The organism is Chengkuizengella axinellae (assembly GCF_030730905.1).
Lineage (GTDB): Bacteria > Bacillota > Bacilli > Paenibacillales > KCTC-33759 > Chengkuizengella > Chengkuizengella axinellae.
In genome coordinates this window covers 122,701-142,353 of sequence record NZ_JAVAMP010000001.1, presented here as the reverse complement: position 1 = coordinate 142,353, position 19,653 = coordinate 122,701, and the positions used below count along the sequence as shown (strand labels likewise).

General features: G+C 34.4%; 15 protein-coding genes and 4 pseudogenes. 11 read left to right on the top strand and 8 right to left on the bottom strand.

The features are described from left to right. Window positions 1–118 precede the first annotated feature (118 nt). The 4 genes from asd to Q5Y73_RS00790 all read left to right on the top strand — a co-directional run bounded on the left by asd (window position 119) and on the right by Q5Y73_RS00790 (window position 3,910). Complete coding sequence (gene asd, locus Q5Y73_RS00805) at window positions 119–904, top strand: archaetidylserine decarboxylase (RefSeq protein ID WP_305989947.1); 786 nt, start codon at window positions 119–121, stop codon at window positions 902–904. 151 nt (window positions 905–1,055) lie between these two features. Continuing rightward, complete coding sequence (locus tag Q5Y73_RS00800; RefSeq protein ID WP_305989946.1) at window positions 1,056–1,796, top strand: MBL fold metallo-hydrolase; 741 nt, start codon at window positions 1,056–1,058, stop codon at window positions 1,794–1,796. Between the two features lie 314 nt (window positions 1,797–2,110). After that, window positions 2,111–3,424, top strand: a complete 1,314-nt coding sequence (locus Q5Y73_RS00795; protein ID WP_305989945.1) for an aminotransferase class I/II-fold pyridoxal phosphate-dependent enzyme — start codon at window positions 2,111–2,113, stop codon at window positions 3,422–3,424. An 18-nt stretch (window positions 3,425–3,442) separates the two neighbouring features. After that, window positions 3,443–3,910 (top strand): GNAT family N-acetyltransferase, encoded by a 468-nt coding sequence (locus Q5Y73_RS00790; RefSeq protein WP_305989944.1) that lies wholly within the window; start codon window positions 3,443–3,445, stop codon window positions 3,908–3,910. A 214-nt stretch (window positions 3,911–4,124) separates the two neighbouring features. Here the strand turns inward: Q5Y73_RS00790 and Q5Y73_RS00785 are convergent, their stop codons facing one another. Further along, entirely contained in the window at window positions 4,125–5,315 is a 1,191-nt protein-coding gene (locus Q5Y73_RS00785; RefSeq protein WP_305989943.1) for an ABC transporter permease, read from the bottom strand. Then, entirely contained in the window at window positions 5,312–6,058 is a 747-nt protein-coding gene (locus Q5Y73_RS00780; RefSeq protein ID WP_305989942.1) for an ABC transporter ATP-binding protein, read from the bottom strand. Before Q5Y73_RS00780 ends, Q5Y73_RS00785 begins: the two co-directional genes overlap by 4 nt. 367 nt (window positions 6,059–6,425) lie before the next feature. On the opposite strand from Q5Y73_RS00780, the gene Q5Y73_RS00775 reads away from it, so the two are divergent. Further along, on the top strand, window positions 6,426–6,668 hold the full coding sequence (locus tag Q5Y73_RS00775; protein ID WP_305989941.1) for a YkuS family protein: 243 nt from the start codon (window positions 6,426–6,428) through the stop codon (window positions 6,666–6,668). 69 nt (window positions 6,669–6,737) lie between these two features. On the opposite strand, the gene Q5Y73_RS00770 is transcribed toward Q5Y73_RS00775, so the two are convergent. After that, window positions 6,738–7,568 (bottom strand): SDR family NAD(P)-dependent oxidoreductase, encoded by an 831-nt coding sequence (locus Q5Y73_RS00770; protein ID WP_305989940.1) that lies wholly within the window; start codon window positions 7,566–7,568, stop codon window positions 6,738–6,740. An 89-nt stretch (window positions 7,569–7,657) separates the two neighbouring features. After that, window positions 7,658–8,110: a chemotaxis protein CheX gene (locus Q5Y73_RS00765; RefSeq protein ID WP_305989939.1), complete on the bottom strand. Its 453-nt coding sequence runs from the start codon at window positions 8,108–8,110 to the stop codon at window positions 7,658–7,660. 310 nt (window positions 8,111–8,420) lie between these two features. On the opposite strand from Q5Y73_RS00765, the gene Q5Y73_RS00760 reads away from it, so the two are divergent. From Q5Y73_RS00760 to Q5Y73_RS00735, 6 genes and pseudogenes are all read left to right on the top strand, one after another. Beyond that, complete coding sequence (locus tag Q5Y73_RS00760) at window positions 8,421–9,326, top strand: LysR family transcriptional regulator (protein ID WP_305989938.1); 906 nt, start codon at window positions 8,421–8,423, stop codon at window positions 9,324–9,326. Between the two features lie 8 nt (window positions 9,327–9,334). Further along, window positions 9,335–10,141: a histidinol-phosphatase gene (locus tag Q5Y73_RS00755; protein WP_305989937.1), complete on the top strand. Its 807-nt coding sequence runs from the start codon at window positions 9,335–9,337 to the stop codon at window positions 10,139–10,141. A 461-nt stretch (window positions 10,142–10,602) separates the two neighbouring features. Then, a pseudogene (locus Q5Y73_RS00750) lies at window positions 10,603–11,028 on the top strand (carbohydrate-binding protein); the annotation flags it as partial. 366 nt (window positions 11,029–11,394) lie between these two features. Next, window positions 11,395–12,285, top strand: a pseudogene (locus Q5Y73_RS00745) (pectate lyase family protein); the annotation flags it as partial. Next, window positions 12,280–13,260 (top strand): annotated as a pseudogene (locus Q5Y73_RS00740) (RICIN domain-containing protein); the annotation flags it as partial. The pseudogenes Q5Y73_RS00745 and Q5Y73_RS00740, both read left to right, overlap by 6 nt. Before the next feature lie 111 nt (window positions 13,261–13,371). Continuing rightward, window positions 13,372–14,274 (top strand): annotated as a pseudogene (locus Q5Y73_RS00735) (pectate lyase family protein); the annotation flags it as partial. 79 nt (window positions 14,275–14,353) lie between these two features. On the opposite strand, the gene uxaC reads toward Q5Y73_RS00735, so the two are convergent. From uxaC to Q5Y73_RS00715, 4 genes are all read right to left on the bottom strand, one after another. Next, window positions 14,354–15,751, bottom strand: coding sequence for a glucuronate isomerase (gene uxaC / locus Q5Y73_RS00730; protein WP_305989936.1), 1,398 nt, complete (start codon window positions 15,749–15,751; stop codon window positions 14,354–14,356). A 65-nt stretch (window positions 15,752–15,816) separates the two neighbouring features. Beyond that, window positions 15,817–17,325: a tagaturonate reductase gene (locus Q5Y73_RS00725; RefSeq protein WP_305989935.1), complete on the bottom strand. Its 1,509-nt coding sequence runs from the start codon at window positions 17,323–17,325 to the stop codon at window positions 15,817–15,819. 32 nt (window positions 17,326–17,357) lie between these two features. Further along, entirely contained in the window at window positions 17,358–18,869 is a 1,512-nt protein-coding gene (locus Q5Y73_RS00720) for a UxaA family hydrolase (RefSeq protein ID WP_305989934.1), read from the bottom strand. Window positions 18,870–18,976: 107 nt separating this feature from the next. Then, a complete protein-coding gene (locus tag Q5Y73_RS00715; RefSeq protein WP_305989933.1) occupies window positions 18,977–19,633 on the bottom strand; it encodes a bifunctional 2-keto-4-hydroxyglutarate aldolase/2-keto-3-deoxy-6-phosphogluconate aldolase in 657 nt (218 codons plus the stop codon). Between the last annotated feature and the right edge of the window lie 20 nt (window positions 19,634–19,653).

Below are 19,653 nucleotides of genomic sequence, written 5' to 3'. Positions count from 1 at the left end.
ATATAATACTAGACTTATCTGTTATCATTTGTTATTTTCATATGAGCGGCCACCTTCAGGTCGCTTTCATTTTTATTAATGTTAAAATGTTTGAGGAAATGTGGTGAAAACATAAACAATGAAAACAATTTTTCGTCTATTGACTGAACTATCCTCTAGAAAAACAATCTCGAAAATTACAGGTCAATTTGCAAAATCAAAAATGAGTAAACAACTAATCCCTCGTTTTGCTAAAACTTACGGGATTAATATAAAAGAAGCAGAAAAACAATTAGATGAATATGTTTCACTTAATGACTTTTTCACTAGGCGACTAAAAAAAGGAGCTAGAAAAATTCATCAAGATGAAAATATGGTAATTAGTCCTGTAGATGGTAAGATTACAGGAATAGGAACAATTGAAAACGGACAAATCGTAAATGTTAAGGGACAGGATTACACAATAGAAGATCTTTTAAATCAATCACCAAGAACTGTCACTTATAAACACGGTTTTTATATGGTCTTATATTTAAGTCCTTCAGATTACCATCGGATACACGCCCCTATCTCCGGAAAAGTTGTTGAAACAGAACTTATTCCTGGCAAGGTTTATCCTGTAAATGACTTTGGCCTTACGCATATGCCCAAAGTTTTAAGCAGAAACGAACGTTTAATATCTTATATTAGACACGAGAATACAGAAGTGGCTCTTGTAAAAGTAGGGGCGATGAACGTTAGCAGTATTCGACTAGTTGATCCATCAGCTGATGAAATTCATGCTGGTGCAGAAATGGCTTATTTTGAATTTGGTTCAACTGTCGTATTACTATTTGAAAAAGATTCGTTTCAATATAATGAAAGAAAATTTATTGGTGAAAAAGTAAAAATGGGAGAAGCATTAGGTCAGATTCTAACAAAGTAAAGAAACAGGTATACCACTCTTAAAGGGGTGGTTTTTTTTGTGTTTTTTTAACATTATTTGTGAATATATAGTGTAATTCTTTGAATATATAGAAAATTAAAATAATTAAAGCTATAATCAATCACATCTATAAATATAGGGGGAGATTGGTTTGACATTGAACAAAAACACCATATTAGCATGTTTTCTTGTTATCAGTTTTATTTTGTTGTCAGCTTGCAGCAGTGAAGAGTCTGCAACTAGCACTGAACCGGAAATTAAACCTACTATGCATTGGATCGGTCATGCTAGTGTAAAAATTAAAACTTCAGAAGGAAAAGTCATATATATCGATCCTTGGTTTGGGGAGAGTTCAAATTATTCAGAGCCTGCAGACATGGTGTTAATTAGCCACTTCCATTTTGATCACAGCGATATTAAAAAGGTAACTTTAAAAGAAGATACTACAATCATTACCCCATCTTATGATTTCTCAGAATATGCTGTAGATAGTGATTTGCCAGGACAAAATGCTTCTATTTCAGGAATCACTGTAAGTGCTGTAGCTGCATACAATGATAATCACTCCAAGGAAAGCTCAACTGGTTATGTTCTTGAATTTGATGGCATTCGACTATATCATGCTGGTGATACTGGGAAAATAGATGAAATGAACCTGCTTTCAGATAAAAACATTACTTATGCTTTGTTGGGCATAGATGGTAATTATAATAACATGAACCCAGAGGAAGCCACTGAAGCCGCTTCAATGATCAATGCACAAATGAATATTCCAATACATACCGGTGCACCAGGTGTGTATAATGAAGAGCATGTAAATCGATTTATAGCTGAGAATAAACTAGTATTAAAAGAAGGAGAACTAATTGAGCTTGAGCTTGATCCGCAATAATAATGTAAATCAACTTATTTTTTTCACATTTGACCCGCTCTTTTCATATAGAGCGGGTTCATCTTTTTTATCGGAAGTGTTATAATATTCACAAAAATTTATAGGTATAACTATGTGTTCAAGAAGTTCGGTTTTCAGCACCAAGAAGATTGTGCGAACATGCAAAAGCTGGAGCGGAGTGTAGTGATTTGTTACATGAGCACCGGACTTTAAATGTAAGTGCAATATTCTATGTCGTATTTACTTCCTAGTTTTACTTCGTGATCAAAATTGGACTTATTGAACAACCTCTATTACTGGAAGGATGGAACCATATGAACCCACTTGCAGAATCATTAAACAAAAAGATTAAAGAAGAAAACCCTAATATTTATGAAATGTTATCTACACTCGGAAAGAACATTTATTTTCCTAAGGAGGGCATTATAAGCCAATCTGCAGAAGCAGGGAAAAAGGCCAAAAAATATAATGCTACCATCGGTATTGCGTTAGAGAATAAACAGCCGATGCATTTAAATGTGATACAGGATACATTATCAGAGTATGAACCAAAAGATATTTATCCGTATGCACCACCGGCTGGTAAGCCTGAATTACGTAAGGTTTGGCGAGAGAAAATGATGAAGGAAAGTCCAGATCTTCAGAATAAAACGTGTAGCAACCCTATTGTTACAAATGCATTAACTCATGGAATAAGCATTGTTGCTGATCTATTTGCGGACGCTGGAGATCCAGTGATTTACCCTGATAAAAATTGGGAGAACTACGAGTTGACTTTTGGGATTCGTAGAGGGGCTGAACAAGTCAATTTCCCACTTTATAATAAAGAAAGACAATTTAACGCTGAAGGTTTAAAAGAAGCTATACTTTCCCAAAAAGATAAAGGCAAAGCCATTGTTGTTTTAAATTTCCCAAATAACCCAACAGGATATACACCTAATGCAAAGGATAGTGAGAACATTGTAAATGCCATATTAGCAGGGGCTGAAGCAGGCATGCACATCGTTGTTGTAACTGACGATGCTTATTACGGATTGTTTTTTGAAGATTCAATTCAAGAATCCTTATTTGGAAGATTAGCCAACATCCATCCAAACGTACTAGCTATAAAAGTAGATGGTGCAACAAAAGAAGATTATGTGTGGGGTTTCCGTGTTGGATTCATTACTTATGCTTCTGAAAGTGAAGCTGTGAACACAGCTTTGGAGCAGAAAACAATGGGAATTATTCGTGCTACGATTTCCAGCGGATCTCATCCTTCACAAACTTTTGTTTTACATGCATTACAATCTGCTGATTATGAGCAGCAAAAACAAGAAAAATACGACATAATGAAGGGTAGAGCAAACAAAGTAAAAGAAATACTAAAAAATGAAAAATTCCAATCCGTTTGGGACTTCTATCCGTTTAACTCAGGATATTTCATGTGTTTAGAATTAAAAACGATTGATGCAGAATCTCTACGAGTTCATCTACTCGACAATTATGAAATAGGAACAATTGCTTTAGGTGAAAACGATCTGAGAGTTGCTTTTTCATGTATAGAGGAAGGTGACCTTGAAGATTTATTCGAAAAAATCTATCAAAGCATACAGGAACTGACTAAGAAAAAGATCACCACCTCATAATGAAATAGGAATGAAATGATGATCACTTTATCTAAAGTAACATTTGATGATTATAACCATTATTTAGATCTACTCGTATTAGCTGATGAATCAGAGGAAATTGTAAAAAGTTATTTATACGAGGGACATTTGTTTGCAGCCATTGATTTATCAGGAAATTGTGTTGGAGTTTCTCTTATCATTGAGGATGGCACTGAAACCATAGAAATTAAAAACATGGCCGTTACTCCTTCACAACAAGGAAAAGGTTACGGCAAGGAAATGATAAAACTTATATGTGAATTGTATAAACAAAAAGGATTTAAAGTCATTACTGTTGGAACTGCAAATTCCAGCATTAACAACCTAGCCTTTTACCAAAAGTGTGGTTTTCGAATCACACATGTGCGCCGTAATTTTTTTGCTAATTATCCTGAAGAAATTTGGGAAGATGGTATTCGAGCATTGGATATGGTTATGTTAAATAAGTACCTCGTGATAAAATAAAATCTATCATGAACAAAAACTCCTATCGGAGTCTCTCGGAGATGTCGTCGAATCCTTCATTAGAGGTAGTTTTTGTTGAAACATTGAATTTTAAAAATTATAAATTCTTATGTTATAAGAAAAACATTTCATCACAGCTTTAATAATGATGGCCTTATATTATGTTGCCCCTGAGCAGGAGCAACAGCAAAATAAGGCCATTTTCTATTTCATTTCACAACTTTTTGCCTAATGAACGGTGATATATTTTAGAAAGTAAAATACTAAGAGCTAATAAAACAAAGCCAAGAATTAAATTTGTAATCGTTAATATAAAAGGTATACTAATGATTAAAATAATAATGATATGAATCCGAAAAGAGTTTTTCAATACCCCCTCTATTCTTAACTCTTTTGGCAATGGATAAATATTAACCCAAAACATATTTTGATGGTAATGTCTTAAAGATAAGATTTGTAATCCTGATAAATAAACAACTGCAATAAAGATAAAATACTTCATCCATACAATCGATAAAAAAGTTACTAACACAATGCCAACCAAAGTCATTCGAACAATCATTCCAAATAAATCAGAGCGTATCCACGTTACAAAATACAAATATAAATAAGTGTTTTCCTGTTGAAACGGGACAAGTTTTATACTTCGACTAAGCATTTTGCGGTGTTTAACCCGCTTTGACAGTTGTGGTACATCAACAAACCAGCTTAAAAATGCATATATTCTAGCTTTGTGCTGTTGTTCAACAAATATAAGTCTATTCCAATGAATCATATAACTAGGTATTAAACGAAAAGAAATAAAATAAGTCATCAATACAATGCCAATAAAAACGAACCCTTTAAATGAATTAAAGGTGAGTAAAACATATAATACTACAAAAGATATTAACCACCTAAGAACTGAATAGATTTTTCTATGAACATTCGATTGAAATTGCTGCTCCTGCCAGTTTCCTAACATTAATATCCATTTAAAAATGAACAACATCAATAAAAATATAAAAAACGTCATGCTATTCGTTTCATTAGTTACTAAATATAATGGATATAACAATATCCAAATGAAGGTCAAAACCGAACCTTGAGTGATAAAACTAGCTGTGATTGATTTATTAAAATATTTGTTCATTTGATGTTCAGCAGGAACTAAATAAATCAAGTCTGCTTCCCTCAAATAAGTTCTTATTGGATTTAATGCAATAAACAATAACATAATGCAAGTGAGCAGAAAATGAATCGGAAAATCTGGTGGCGGATTTTCTAAAAACCGCCTGTAATAAATGCTTCCTATAGAAAAACTAATTACAATGAAAGCAATCAGTCCCCCATTCAATACAAATTTCAAGTATGGGGCGACCTCTTTCCAAAATTCCATCACCCTTTTATTCCATAAGTCATTCATCGTTTAAAGCCATCCTTAACTAAAGCATAAAAAGCATCTTCCAAAGAAGGGTTGTCCAAACCAGAAGCCAACTGAATATCATTTAACTCTCCACTTGCAATAACATGTCCTTCATGAAGTACAACCAACTTATCACAATATTGTTCTATTGTAGATAGAATATGAGAGCTCATTAATATACTTGCTCCAGCCTCTTTCATTTTAACCATCAAGTCGAGCAAAGAACGAATGCCTAATGGATCTAAACCTAAGAAAGGTTCATCTATGATATATAGCGAAGGTTGGACAAGAAATGCACTCATGATCATCATCTTCTGGCGCATTCCTTTCGATAAATGAGCCGAAAATTTAGTAAGCTTGTCTCTCATTTGAAATTCATCTACCAAATACTCTACACGATTTGTGTACGTTTTTTTATCAATATCATAAGCCATTGCTGTTAATTCTAAATGCTCTTGCACCGTTAATTCATCGTACATTAAAGGATTTTCTGGAACATAAGCATAAGATGCTCTATAATCCATTGGTTTGCTTTCCAATGTATGGCCATTGATTAAAATCTCGCCCTTATGCTGTTTTAATAACCCCAAAACGTGTTTAATGGTTGTACTTTTCCCAGCACCATTTAAACCAATCAAACCCACCATTTCTCCTGGATTTACATTTATAGATAACCCGTGTAAAACCGGTTTTTTTAAACTATATCCTCCCGTAACCTCTTTTAATTGCAACACAGGATTCAATCCAAACACCTCATCTCAATTTTTCCTTATTATGTAATCCATTATAATACCTGTAGGATCTTTTATCAAAATTACACATATGATATCGCATGTATATTATAATAATGAGAATATTTTCATTCATCATAGTTCAAAATACATAAAGGAATAAACCCCGATAATATATTGATGATTTCCACCTTTTTAAATAAGGAATCTTATAAAGAGAATCTTGCTTTCAGTGGGATTTTTTATATCTTCCACTGATAGTTAGATGACCTTATCAGGTGAGATTATGCTGTTATCTCCCCCTTGAAGGGAGTCTTACAGCATGAGAAAGTGAAAACTGTTCATGCGGGGGAAACTCATATAAATGGAGGAAAAAATCATGGCAAGAGTAGCTGTAGAAGAAAATCTGTCCAATGTTAAACAAGCACTAGAAAATGAAGGACATGATGTGGTGAATTTAGAGGAAAATAATATGCAAAACTGCCAATGTTGTGTCATCACAGGGCAAGATCAAAATATGATGGGAATGGCTGATACACATACACAAGCTTCTATAATAAACGCGGATGGATTATCTGCGAATGAAGTTGTTAATCAGGTGAATCAATGTTTGAATAAATAATGAAACAACAAGCCTCCAATCCCATAATAAAAAGGTTGGAGGTTGTTTGTTTTACTTACATCAATTCAATTACTTTCTATTTGTAATTTTTGCAGTTATTTTGTCCAGAGACCTAGGTAGAATCTGTAATATTTTTGAACCCATGTTTGCAATAAGTGGGATGTTTTTTTCAACTTTTTGATTTGCAATAATATCTAATATCGCTTTCGTTACTGTTTCTGGTTCTAATATAAACCACTTTGGCAAATTTGCTTTATAATCTCCAGAAACATCAGCTTTTGTCAAAAGAGGAGTATCAATTGGACCGCAATTAAGTGAGGATACAATAATATTTGTTTTATTCAATTCTTGACGCAAACTATTTGTAAATCCTAAAACAGCATGTTTGCTTGCAGCATAAGCTGAAGATTTGGCAGAACCAACCTTCCCAGCCATAGACGCTACATTAATGATATGTCCTGAATTTCTCTCTATCATAGAAGGTAAAACCGCTTTACAACTATAAACAACCCCAAAATAATTAACCATCATCATTTCTTCAATTTCATTCAATGACAACTGTAAAAAATCATTAAAAACGGCATACCCCGCGTTATTGATGAAGATGTCAATTTTTCCATACTTGGATAAAATCAAAGAAATAACTTCAAAAATATGATCTTTTGAAGAGACATCAACAACATAAACATCATGTTGACCTTGAATTTGGTCCGATATTTTTCCTAATCGTTCTTTAGATCTAGCCAATAATATAGGAATAGCTCCATAAGTACTAAGTTTTATCGCCATATGTGCTCCAATTCCACCAGATGCACCTGTAATGACCACAACCTTTTGCTCCAGCGTATTAACCTTATTCACACCCATTTCTATAAGATAATCTATACTAGAACTTAACAACCAACAATCTATTGATTACATAAAATGAAGCTATCACATGAGGGATACAGATAGCTTTAAAAGTAATTCACTCGATTTATAACCTCTTTTTATGTAACTAATACTTGAATGTTGAATTCCCCCACATCTTTAATATTTAATGGTATTGTCCATGCCTTTTGTGCATGAAAATGTTCAATAGACTGAATAATTTGAGGGGGAGTAATATCCACAGAAACTCCACGATCAAACAACAATGTTGAAGCATTCCCACTGATCATATTACCCAGCTCAGAAATCGCACTTTGGCTCATATCATCTAATTCATTCACTTGGAATCCGCCCATCATTTCTGATACAATCTTAAGCGCTACTTGCTCAGGCAAACCAAATAAGATTTCTCCTTTTAAATGGCCGCTCATACCTATCAAAATCCAAATATGACGGTCAAGATACTTCACATCTTTAATTTCCAATTCACCTGAGGTTGGGCGAACACGAACCACTTGTTCTAACACATTACTTGCTGACTCTAAAAAAGGATGAATATAATTTTTATCCATATTTTTTCTCCTTATTTTGGAAGAAATATTGACGTTTATTGCTAATTATATCGAATAAATGGCACGAAGTACATGAATTTTCTTACAAAGTACGACTAAAATATACAATTTTAGAGGGTATGGCTGAAAAATAAAGGGTTTATGAAGTGTTTGCTTCAGGAACTCAGGTTGCTTATAATAAAATATATACAACTTTTTTATTAAAGCTTATATTTTTAATAAATTATATCTATTAGTACGTGTTCAAAAGCTCAGTTTTCCATTAAAAAGAGACTTTTTGAACTACTTCTATTAGAGAGGGGGATCACTGTTGAATATCAATCAACTCGAAACATTAATAGCTTTATCAAAAATGAAAAGCTTTAGGAAAGCAGGAGACTTTTTAAACTTAACGCAGCCCGCAGTATCTGCACAAATCAAAAGCTTGGAAGATGAGTTTCAAACCGTTCTTATTGATAGAAACCAGCCTATAACATTAACTGACAACGGACATCTTTTCATAGAACATGCTGTTGAAATATTAAATATTGTTGATGAACTTAAACAAAAATTATCAGATATGAACGAAACACCTCAAGGACATATTCAACTAGGGACAACGACTTCCATAGCAATGCAAGTACTTCCTCGTGTACTTAGCTATTTCCAAAATCAATTCCCACTCATTAAAACCAGCATTCATTCCATGCCTTCTTCACAAATCATGTCTAGTGTTGAAAGTGGACTTATTGATATAGGAATTACTTATTTAACTGACAAAAAACCTACGCTTGAAACATCCGTCTTATATTACGATACCTTTGAGCTTGTAGTTGCACCAGAGCACCCGTTAGCAAATAAAAGACATACTTCAGCAGAGTCATTAAAAGATTTATCTTTTATTATGATTTCACCAGGTTCTGCAGGCAGAAGGTTTATGGATCAAATATTTAAAAAACTGAATTTCACGCCACAAATAGTCATGGAATTGACAAGCAGTGAAGAAGTGAAGAGAATGGTTGAAATTAATCTTGGGGCTGCAATTATTTCTAAATCATCCATTTCAAATGAACTTAAATTGGGTACATTAAAAATGATTCAAGTAGACGAATTAGAGGCAGTTAGTCATCCAGTAGGTGTGATATATAAATCAGATCGATACTTAAGTACTGCACTTCAACAATTTTTAGATGATCTAAAAGGAATGTCAGAGTCACAATTTTTAGGATCGGAGTAGATGAGGGCATGAAATTTGACCTACATACACATCATTATCGTTGCGGGCATGCAGAAGGTACTATAGAGGACTATATCAAAGAAGCAATTGAAAAAGGAATGAAAGTCATTGGCATATCAGACCATTCACCCTATTTCGCTCACTCTAAAGATCAAGCAGAACCAAAAATTGCAATGGCGAAAAGCGAATTTCCCAACTATGTTAATGAAATATTAAAACTGAAAAAAAAATATCTAGGTCAAATTGAGGTTTTGTTAGGTATAGAATCAGATTTTTTCCCTGAATACGCTCATCTTTACCAAAAAGAATATGAAAAATATCCATTTGACTATATTATAGGCTCTATTCATCGGGTCAATGGCGTTAGTATTTTTAATAAAAAAAGATGGCATGGTTTAAGCGATCAAGAAAAAGTGGAGCAAAAGGATCAATATTATGAACTGATTCAACAATCTGCTCGAAGTGGAATGTTTCAGATTTTAGGACATATTGATGCTATGAAAGGTTATTATCCTGAGTTTTCAAATATTCAAACAGAAAGTATTGATGAAACATTGAAGGTAGTTGCTGAATGTGAAGCAGCTATTGAAATTAATACTTCTGGTAAAACAAAAGATGTTGGAGGATGGTATCCATCTGACGACATTTTAGAAAAAGCTTTGTTTTATGGTGTATACGTCACATTTGGTTCAGATGCACATGTTCCAGATCGTGTAGGTGATGAATGGGACTTGGTTGCAGCAAGACTGAAGAAGATCGGGTATAAAGAATGGGTGTATTTTAAGGAAAAGCGACGAGTAAGTGTGGAGTTATAAAGTAAAATTGGTAGATATCCAGCAAAAACTCCTATCGGAGTTACTCAAGAATATATTTGAGACCTTCATTAGATGTAAAGAGATTATTATATTAATAATCCTTCAAAAAACTGTTTCCCTATTCGGAAACAGTTTTTTCTCTTACAACTAATGTACTAATCCCAGTATAACTCGAGTCAAAACTTAATATATATTTAGTATAGTTTCATTTTTTCCATTATATCATAATTGATTGTGATATAATCATTTTAAAGGAAGGAGGTTTATTTCACAATAATGAAAGCGCTTTAAATACCAAAAAATAACAACGTTGTAATTACATATAAGCCAAAATAACAACGTTATTATTTTCTGTATTTTGAAATTTTTAAATAACAACGTTTTCATTGAATAACTGTTTTGATGTTAAAAACTTTTTAGAAAGTAGGGAGATTATCTTGAAAAAAAGTTTAAGTGTTCTAATGGTATTTTGTTTATTCAGTTCATTATTTTTATCCACTCCTTTGCAAGCCAATACAGTGGAAGAATTCTATCAAGGTGAAGATGCAAATGTGATGTCAGGTGCAATATTTGAAACAAAAAATGGAGGATATGATGGTGAAGGGTACGTAAATTTTGATCCAAATGAAGCTGGCGGATTTATAGAGTGGGTGATCAATGCAGGGACAACTGGAAGTTATACTTTAGATTTTCGATATGCAAATGCCTCTACAGATCGTCCAGCAGAAATTCAAGTGAATGGTGCTGTAGTTGAGGCTAGTTTATCCTTCCCTGGAACAGGGAGTTGGACAAATTGGCAATTCGTTTCTCCAAGCGCTCAACTTAATGAAGGAAACAATACAATACGTTTAACTGGTATTTCCTCTGAAGGGGGTGCTAACATTGATTACTTGAAATTTATTGATGATGGAAACACTGACACGAGCGATCCTGGTGGTATAGTCATTCCAAATCCTCCATCTAATATTAGTGCTGCTCCTTCAGATGGATTCATTTCTTTATCTTGGGATGAAATAAGTAATGCGGATAGTTATAATATCAAACGTTCAACAACCTCTGGCGGTTCATATTCAATATTAACTAGTAATTTGACAACCCTCACCTTTACAGATTCTAACGTTTCAAATGGAACAACCTACTATTATGTCATAAGTGCAGTGAATGAAGCTGGTGAAAGCATCAATTCAACGGAAATCAGTGCAACACCTGAAACATCAGGAACCTCGGTTCCTTCAGATTTAAATCAACCTGTGGGATTCGCAACTATGAATGGAGGAACAACAGGTGGTGAAGGTAGTAATGCTGTAATTGTGACAGTAAATACGGGTACACAACTACAAGATGCTATTTCAAACAAAGATCCAAATCTTCCTTTAACCATTTATGTAAATGGAACAATTACACCAAGTAATTCATCGAATAGTAAAATTGATGTGAAAGATGTATCTGATATCTCGATCATTGGTGAAGGCCTCAATGGAGAATTAAACGGAATTGGCATAAAAATCATTCGTGCAAGCAACATCATCATACGAAATTTAACTATTCATCACGTAGATACTGGTGATAAAGATGCCATTAGCATCGAAGGACCTGCAAATAACATCTGGGTAGACCATAATGAGTTATATAATAGTCTTGATGTTGACAAAGATTATTACGATGGACTTTTTGATGTTAAAAGAGATGCAGAATACATTACCTTCTCATACAATTATGTTCATGATAGCTGGAAAACAGCATTGGTAGGTTCTTCAGATGGAGATAATTACGATCGAAAAATCACATACCATCATAACCGCTGGGAAAATATCTTTTCAAGAGGACCACTTTTCAGGTTTGGCCAAGGTCATCTCTATAATAACTATTACAACAACATTATAGATACAGGTATTAATTCTAGAATGGGTGCCACGCTCAAAATTGAAAACAACCATTTTGAAAATTCAAAAGATCCCATCGTATCTCTTTACAGCAGTGAAATTGGATACTGGGATGTATCCAATAATATTTTTGAAAATACAACAGGAAATCAACCAACAACTTCTACAGTAAGTTATTCTCCACCTTATAACTATACATTAGATCCAGTACAAGATATAAAAGCACTTGTTCTTCAATATGCTGGTGTTGGTGTTATTGATGGAGGAACTGGAGGTGGTGGCGGAGACGAATTACCTCCAACCCCCCCTACTAATTTAAATGCAAGTTCTGGTGATGGTTCTATCCTTTTAACTTGGAATCCTGTCAATCAAGCAGAATCTTATACTGTAAAACGATCATTAGTTCTAGGAGGCTCCTATACTTCAATAGTTAACAATCTAACTGGTAACAACTTTACCGATACAAGTTTAACTAACGGAACGACCTACTATTATGTCATTAGTGCAAGCAATACATTTGGCGAAAGCGCTGATTCTGCAGAAGTCAGTGCCACACCAGCTGCATCTACAGGCATTGATCCAAATAAAAAATACATTATAATCAATAAAAACAGTGGGAAAGCCATTGAGGTTCTAAATGCTGGAACTCAAGACGATGATACTTTAGTTCAAGTGTCCCGCAGCGACCTTCCAGAACAGCAATGGCAAATAGAAAGCATAGGTGAAGGGTATTATCATATTGTCAATGTAAATAGTGGAAAACTAATCTATATTTTAAATAAATCCAAAGAAGATGGTGCAGATGTTGTTCAAATGAGGGAGAGGAGCAGTCAGGCTCACGCTTGGACAATTGAAGACGTTGGCGGTGGCTACTTTAAACTAATTAACAAAAATAGTAAAAAAGCTTTAGAAGTTCAAAATGCTTCTCTAACTGATGGCGGTAATGTTGGGCAATGGACTTATGGAGACGGAGATCATCAGCAATGGCAAATCGTTGAAGTTGGCAGTACCGGAGGTGGTGATAATGGAGGAGGTCAAGTATCGCCAGAGGCTCCATCAAATGTACTTATCAATCCTTCCAATTCTACTATCTCTATATCATGGGATATCGTATCAAATGCTGACAGCTACAATATAAAACGTTCAACAACAGCAGGTGGTACTTATAATACAATTGCAACAGGGTTGACATCAACTAGCTTTACAGATACAGGGTTGACAAACGGTACGACCTATTATTATGTCATTAGTGCAGTAAATAGCATAGGAGAAAGTGAAAATTCTATAGAAGTAAATGCCACTCCACAAGATGCTGGAGGAGGAAATCCACCTGGTAATGCAAATGATTTGGTTGGATTTGCAACATTGAATGGAGGAACTACTGGTGGTGAAGGTGACAATGCAGTCGTAGTCACGGTTAGTACAGGAACAGACTTGCAAAACGCAATCAATAATAAAGATCCAAACTTACCCTTAACTATTTATGTAGACGGAACGATTACACCAGCGAATTCTTCCAACAATAAAATTGACGTAAAAGATGTTTCAGACATTTCCATTCTTGGCGTTGGTACAAATGGAGAATTAAACGGAATTGGCATTAAAGTATGGAGAGCAAACAATATTATTATCCGTAATCTAACCATTCATCACGTTGATATCGGTGATAAAGATGCTATCAGCATCGTGGGACCGTCAAATAACATTTGGGTAGATCATAATGAATTATACAATAGTTTAGATGTTGACAAAGATTATTACGACGGTTTGTTTGATGTAAAGGACGATGCTGAATATATTACCTTCTCCTACAACTATGTGCATGATAGCTGGAAAACAGCACTTGTAGGTTCTTCTGACAGTGATAATTTCGACCGCAAGATCACATATCATCACAATCGTTGGGAAAACATGTATTCAAGAGGACCTCTATTCAGATTTGGTCAAGGGCATCTATATAATAACTATTACAATAACATCATTGATACAGGTATTAATTCCAGAATGGGAGCAACGCTCAGAATTGAAAATAACCATTTTGAAAATTCTAAAGATCCAGTCGTGTCTTTATACAGCAGTCAAATTGGATACTGGGATGTTTCCAATAATATATTCCAAAATAATACCGGTAATCAGCCGACAACTTCTACAGTCAGCTACACACCGCCATACACTTATAATCTAGACCCAGTAGAAGATGTGAAATCAATTGTTATTGCAGGCGCTGGTGTTGGTAAAATCAATCCGTAAAGAATTACCTACTATATATAAATAGAAATGAACCCTTGGATTTTTCCCAAGGGTTCATTTCATAATTAATTTTAAATCATTATTTTGAAAAATAGTTCAACGCATTGTTATAACTAATATCCTGAATGATGCTGCCAATAAATTCATAATCCCTTGGTAACTCCCCATTTTCTATCCAGCCTCCAAATAAATCACATAGAACTCTGCGAAAGTACTCATGTCTAGGAAAAGAAAGAAAACTTCTAGAGTCCGTCAACATCCCAATAAACGTACTTAAAACCCCAATATTAGCCAGCGTTTTCATTTGATTCAACATACCCTCTTTCGTATCATTAAACCACCAACCTGAACCAAATTGCAGCTTACCTCTTGCGCCTGTTGACTGGAAGTTTCCAATGGCTGAAGCAATCACATCGTTCCCAGCTGCATTTAAAGTATATACAATCGTTTTTGGCAACGTATTTTCTTTGTCCAGTTCATTTAAAAATCCATTTAAATTTTCTGCAAGCTTATAGTCTAGAATAGAATCATATCCCGTATCTTTGCCTAATAAAGATAACATGCGTGAGTTATTATTTCTAATGGCTCCAATGTGCAGCTGCATCGTCCAGCCGAGTGAATTATAAATTTGACCTAAATGCATCATGGTTTTTGTTTGATATTTGTGAATCTCATCAAGTGATAACTGCTGTCCATCAATACCCTTTTTAAATATAGTAGCTGCCTCATCCTCAGTGCATGAACTAAAAGGTAGTTCAGTAAAAGCATGATCTGATATACGACACCCATTTTCATTAAAATATCGAATTCTATTTTCTACAGCTGAGATCAAATCACTATAATTTGAGATAGATAACTCAGTTACTTGTTCCATTTTATGAATATAGTCTTTAAAACTTAGCTGATCTATATTTAATACCTGATCGGGTCTAAATGTTGGAAGAACTTCAGTTGCAATATTACCCTGTTCCATTATATTCCGATGATAGTTAAGTGAATCAATTGGATCATCTGTTGTATTAATAACCTTCACATTAAATTGCTGTAATATGTTTTGAGTGCTAAATGAGCTGTCCTTTAACTTTTCATTGCAAACCTCCCAAATATGTTCAGCATTTTCTGGTGTTAATAATTCCTCGATTCCAAAATATCGACTAAGCTCTAAATGTGACCACACATAAATCGGATTTCCCATAGTATAGGGTAATGTTTTAGCCCATGTCATAAACTTTTCTTTATCTGAAGCTTCACCTGTAATCAACTTCTCATCAAAGCCAAGCCAGCGCATTGCTCTCCATTTATAATGGTCTCCTGATAACCACAGTTCTGTTATATTGTGATAAGTTTTATTTTCAGCGATTTCTTGTGGACTTAGATGGGTATGAAAATCAATTATAGGCATTTGTTTCGCATAATCATGAAATAACAATTTAGCACTTTCACTTTTCAACATCATATGTTCACTTAAAAAAGTCATCCAATCACCTCATATATAAATTTTTAAAAAAATGATAGGGAATATTTATTCCTTATACCACCCAATCATATCCTGCTTAAACTTGCCTTCATTCCATGTCCCAATATATCGTTTATATAAGTTACGATCATATGATTTAAATCTGTAATCTCATTTAAATCCTCATCCCAAATCGAACGATCGCTTAATACTTCAGTTGTTAATTTTTGAATACTTTGAATACTACCATCATAATGTGACCAAGCTTTAGAGAATAGTTCTAAAACTTCTACCTTATCTTTGATTACATAATCTTTTGAGAAATTAGAGCCTATAAATTCATTGTTTTCTTGTTTGTAAGGTTTGCAATACACAAATAATGCAGCAAATGAAAAAACAATGTATTTAGGAAGATGATGGAATTTCCCCTCATAAAGCTTGATCGTTGGCATCAATCTAGTTTTAAATTTAAATACAGTATTTAAAGCAATATCTTTTAATAGATGTTTATTGAAAGGATTAATGAATCTTTCCGTTACACTATTTACATAATTTGTAGCCTTTTTCACATCATCAAAAGTGGGTACCATCTCTTCGTTTATACTATTTTGAATAAAAGAACCAACGATCTCATCCTCCATCGCTTCCTTAACCGTTTCGATGCCACATAAAAATCCAACAGCAGCCATCAATGTATGTGGACCATTTAACAGTTTTACTTTTAAATCTCTATACGGTTTTATTTCATCCCAATGCACATTTAATCCAATTTCATGAAATGGCAGAATGTTTCTCATATCCTTTGGCGAATCTATGACAAAAAGATGATAGGGTTCTCCAGTCGTTAATAAAATATCTACGTAGCCTATCTTCTCTTCATATTCCTCTATTTGATCTTTAGGGTATCCCGTTACAATACGATCAACCAGTGTGTTGCAAAATATATTTTCAGTTTCAATCCACTGCAAAAATTGATCTGAAAGATTCCAGCTTTCAGCCGTTTTCAATACAAGCTCTTTTAAGAGCTGCCCATTAAAATCTACTAATTCACATGGAATAATAATCCACCCTGAGTTTTTTTCCATTCCAAGTTTATTAAAACGGTGATATAAAAGAGCTGTTAATTTTCCCGGAAAAGAATCAGGTGACTGAGAAGGATCATAAACTTCTTCTTTATAAGTTAAACCAGATTCCGTTGTGTTTGAAAAGACGAACTGTATCATTGGCGATTCCGCAACCTTTAAAACCTCATCCCACTGTTCATATGGATTAAGTCCACGGCTGATAGAATCTATAATTTCAATTTTTTCTACCTTTTCTCCATCATCAATCCCTCTTAATACCGTTGTATATAATCCGTCTTGCTGATTTAGCTTCGGAACTACCTTGCCATGTTTGGTCGGTTGGACTGCAACAACTTTCCCCTCAAACTTGCCTTGTTGATTTAATTTAAAAATCATCCAATCTAAAAATCCACGTAAAAAATTACCCTCGCCAATTTGTAAAATCTTCTCTTCCAAATGAACAGATGATTTGAAGTTGTGTTTATTTTGATATTTTTCTATCCATTCACGATTCAGCTGATTCATTTTCATAAACATCCTCCAGTCCTCTAAATGTATATAATCTACATCATTACGCCATCTTTAAATATTGCAATTTCCTTAAATCCGTAAAATTCATTGTTCACAGTAATATCTCCAGATGCTACATTCACTACATAATCAAATAACTCTTCACTTAATTGGTTCATATCTTTGTGGTCTAAAAGCTGACCTGCATCAAAATCAATCCAGTTCTTCTTTCTTGCATAGAGGCCAGTATTTGTAGAAATCTTTACAGTAGGGACTGGTCCACCAAAAGGAGTTCCTCTTCCCGTTGTAAACAACACGATATGAGCACCTGAAGCAGCTAAAGCGGTTACAGATACAAGATCATTTCCAGGACCTTGTAAGAGGTTTAAACCTGTCTCAGTTACTCTTTCACCATATTGAACAACATCGTTTACTTCTGCAAAACCACCCTTCTGAATGCATCCTAATGATTTTTCTTCGAGCGTTGTAATCCCCCCTTTTTTATTACCGGGTGAAGGATTTTCATAAACAACTTGATCATGTCTGATAAAATAACGCTTAAAGTCATTGACAAGGTCTACGATTTTAGAAAATGTTTCTTCATTTTTCGCTCGATTCATAAGGATGGTTTCTGCTCCAAACATTTCAGGCACCTCTGTTAATACAGCTGTCCCTCCTTTTGATATAAGGTGATCAGCAAATCTACCAACTAAAGGATTGGCAGTAATGCCCGAAAAACCATCAGAACCTCCACACTTCAATCCTATCTTTAACTTAGAAACTGGTATATCTTCTCTAGTAAACTTTTTAGCATATTGAACTAATTCTTCTATTAAATCCAACCCTGACTCCATCTCATCTGACACAGCTTGAACCTCTAAAAATTTTACTCTGCGATTGTCATAATCACCTAAAACTTTTTTAAACAATTCAATATAGTTATTTTCACAACCTAAACCTAAAACTAATACACCTGCTGCATTTGGATGATGGACTAAGTTGCTTAATAGTTTTTGAGTATAAGTTAGATCGTCACCAAGCTGAGAACAACCGAATGGATGTGGAAAATGAAATACACCATCAAAAGATTCATCACGTAATTCTTGATTAGCCATATTGGCTAAGAGTTCAGCAGTTTTGTTTATACAACCTACCGTATTAATGATCCAGATTTCATTTCTAATCCCTACATCTCCATTGTCTCTCATATAACCTTTAAATGTTTGATCAAAGGAACGAACTTGTTTGTCTGTGCTTTGTTCTACTTTTTCATATTCATAGTCTAATTCTCCGTGTAGGTTTGTTTTCATGTTATGACTATGTATCCAGCTTCCTGCAACAATATTCTCAGTAGAATGACCGATTGGGTAACCAAATTTAATAATATCTTCACCCTTTGAAACATCCTTAATAGCAATCTTATGTCCATAGGGAATGGTCTCATTGATTTCAACAACTTTATCATCTAAAATAATTCGTTCACCTTCATTAAATTCTTTCAAAGTGATAGCAACAGAATCACTTCCATGAATTTTAACAACGTTGTTTTTTTTGCCGTCTAACATACCCTCACCTCTTTTATAGATAATATGATTTTTAATCTACAAATTCAATACATTTCAAAGGATGGAGTAAATCCACCCTTTGAAACCACAAAACTCTTAAGATCTGCTTACTGCTTGGCACGATAAAAAGCTTCCATATAGTCTTCCGCTTTTTGAGTCACTATTGAAATATCCCCTGTCTTTTCTGCTTCTTTTGTTAAATCTGATCCAATGCCTACGGCAAATGCACCTGCCTGAATCCATTCATGCAAGTTTTTTATATTCACCCCACCTGTAGGCATAATATTCAACTGTGGAAGAGGTCCTTTTAACGCAGAGATCGTAGAAGGACTATAGACATTACCAGGGAACAGCTTCACAATGTCAGCACCTGCTTCAATTGCTGTCTGTGCTTCACGAACTGTCATGACCCCTGGAAGATATGGAATGCGATAACGATTACACATTGTTGCTGTCTCAGGCTGAAATGATGGGGAAACTACATAAGAGGCTCCCTTTAATATGGCTAATCGAGCAGTCACATCATCTAGGACCGTTCCTGCACCGATGACTGGCGACTCTGGATTCGCATTTTGACTATATTTATTGGATAACTCTTCAATGATGTCTAATGCTCCAGGAGCCGTCATTGTTACTTCAATGCTCTTGATTCCGCCCGCAATTGCCGCTTCAGACATCTTTAATACATCCTCTGCTGATTTTCCTCTTAATACAGCAACAACACCATACTGATTCATCTTTTTTAAAGTTTCATATTTTTTCATTTATTGTTCGCTCCAACTCT

Excerpts from the sequence above, each read along its gene's own strand:
- asd (WP_305989947.1), top strand. The coding sequence starts at position 119 with ATGAAAACAATTTTTCGTCTATTGACTGAACTATCCTCTAGAAAAACA.
- Q5Y73_RS00795 (WP_305989945.1), top strand. The coding sequence starts at position 2,111 with ATGAACCCACTTGCAGAATCATTAAACAAAAAGATTAAAGAAGAAAAC.
- Q5Y73_RS00790 (WP_305989944.1), top strand. The coding sequence starts at position 3,443 with ATGATCACTTTATCTAAAGTAACATTTGATGATTATAACCATTATTTA.
- Q5Y73_RS00785 (WP_305989943.1), bottom strand. The coding sequence starts at position 5,315 with ATGAATGACTTATGGAATAAAAGGGTGATGGAATTTTGGAAAGAGGTC.
- Q5Y73_RS00775 (WP_305989941.1), top strand. The coding sequence starts at position 6,426 with ATGGCAAGAGTAGCTGTAGAAGAAAATCTGTCCAATGTTAAACAAGCA.
- Q5Y73_RS00765 (WP_305989939.1), bottom strand. The coding sequence starts at position 8,110 with ATGGATAAAAATTATATTCATCCTTTTTTAGAGTCAGCAAGTAATGTG.
- Q5Y73_RS00755 (WP_305989937.1), top strand. The coding sequence starts at position 9,335 with ATGAAATTTGACCTACATACACATCATTATCGTTGCGGGCATGCAGAA.
- uxaC (WP_305989936.1), bottom strand. The coding sequence starts at position 15,751 with ATGACTTTTTTAAGTGAACATATGATGTTGAAAAGTGAAAGTGCTAAA.
- Q5Y73_RS00725 (WP_305989935.1), bottom strand. The coding sequence starts at position 17,325 with ATGAAAATGAATCAGCTGAATCGTGAATGGATAGAAAAATATCAAAAT.
- Q5Y73_RS00720 (WP_305989934.1), bottom strand. The coding sequence starts at position 18,869 with ATGTTAGACGGCAAAAAAAACAACGTTGTTAAAATTCATGGAAGTGAT.
- Q5Y73_RS00715 (WP_305989933.1), bottom strand. The coding sequence starts at position 19,633 with ATGAAAAAATATGAAACTTTAAAAAAGATGAATCAGTATGGTGTTGTT.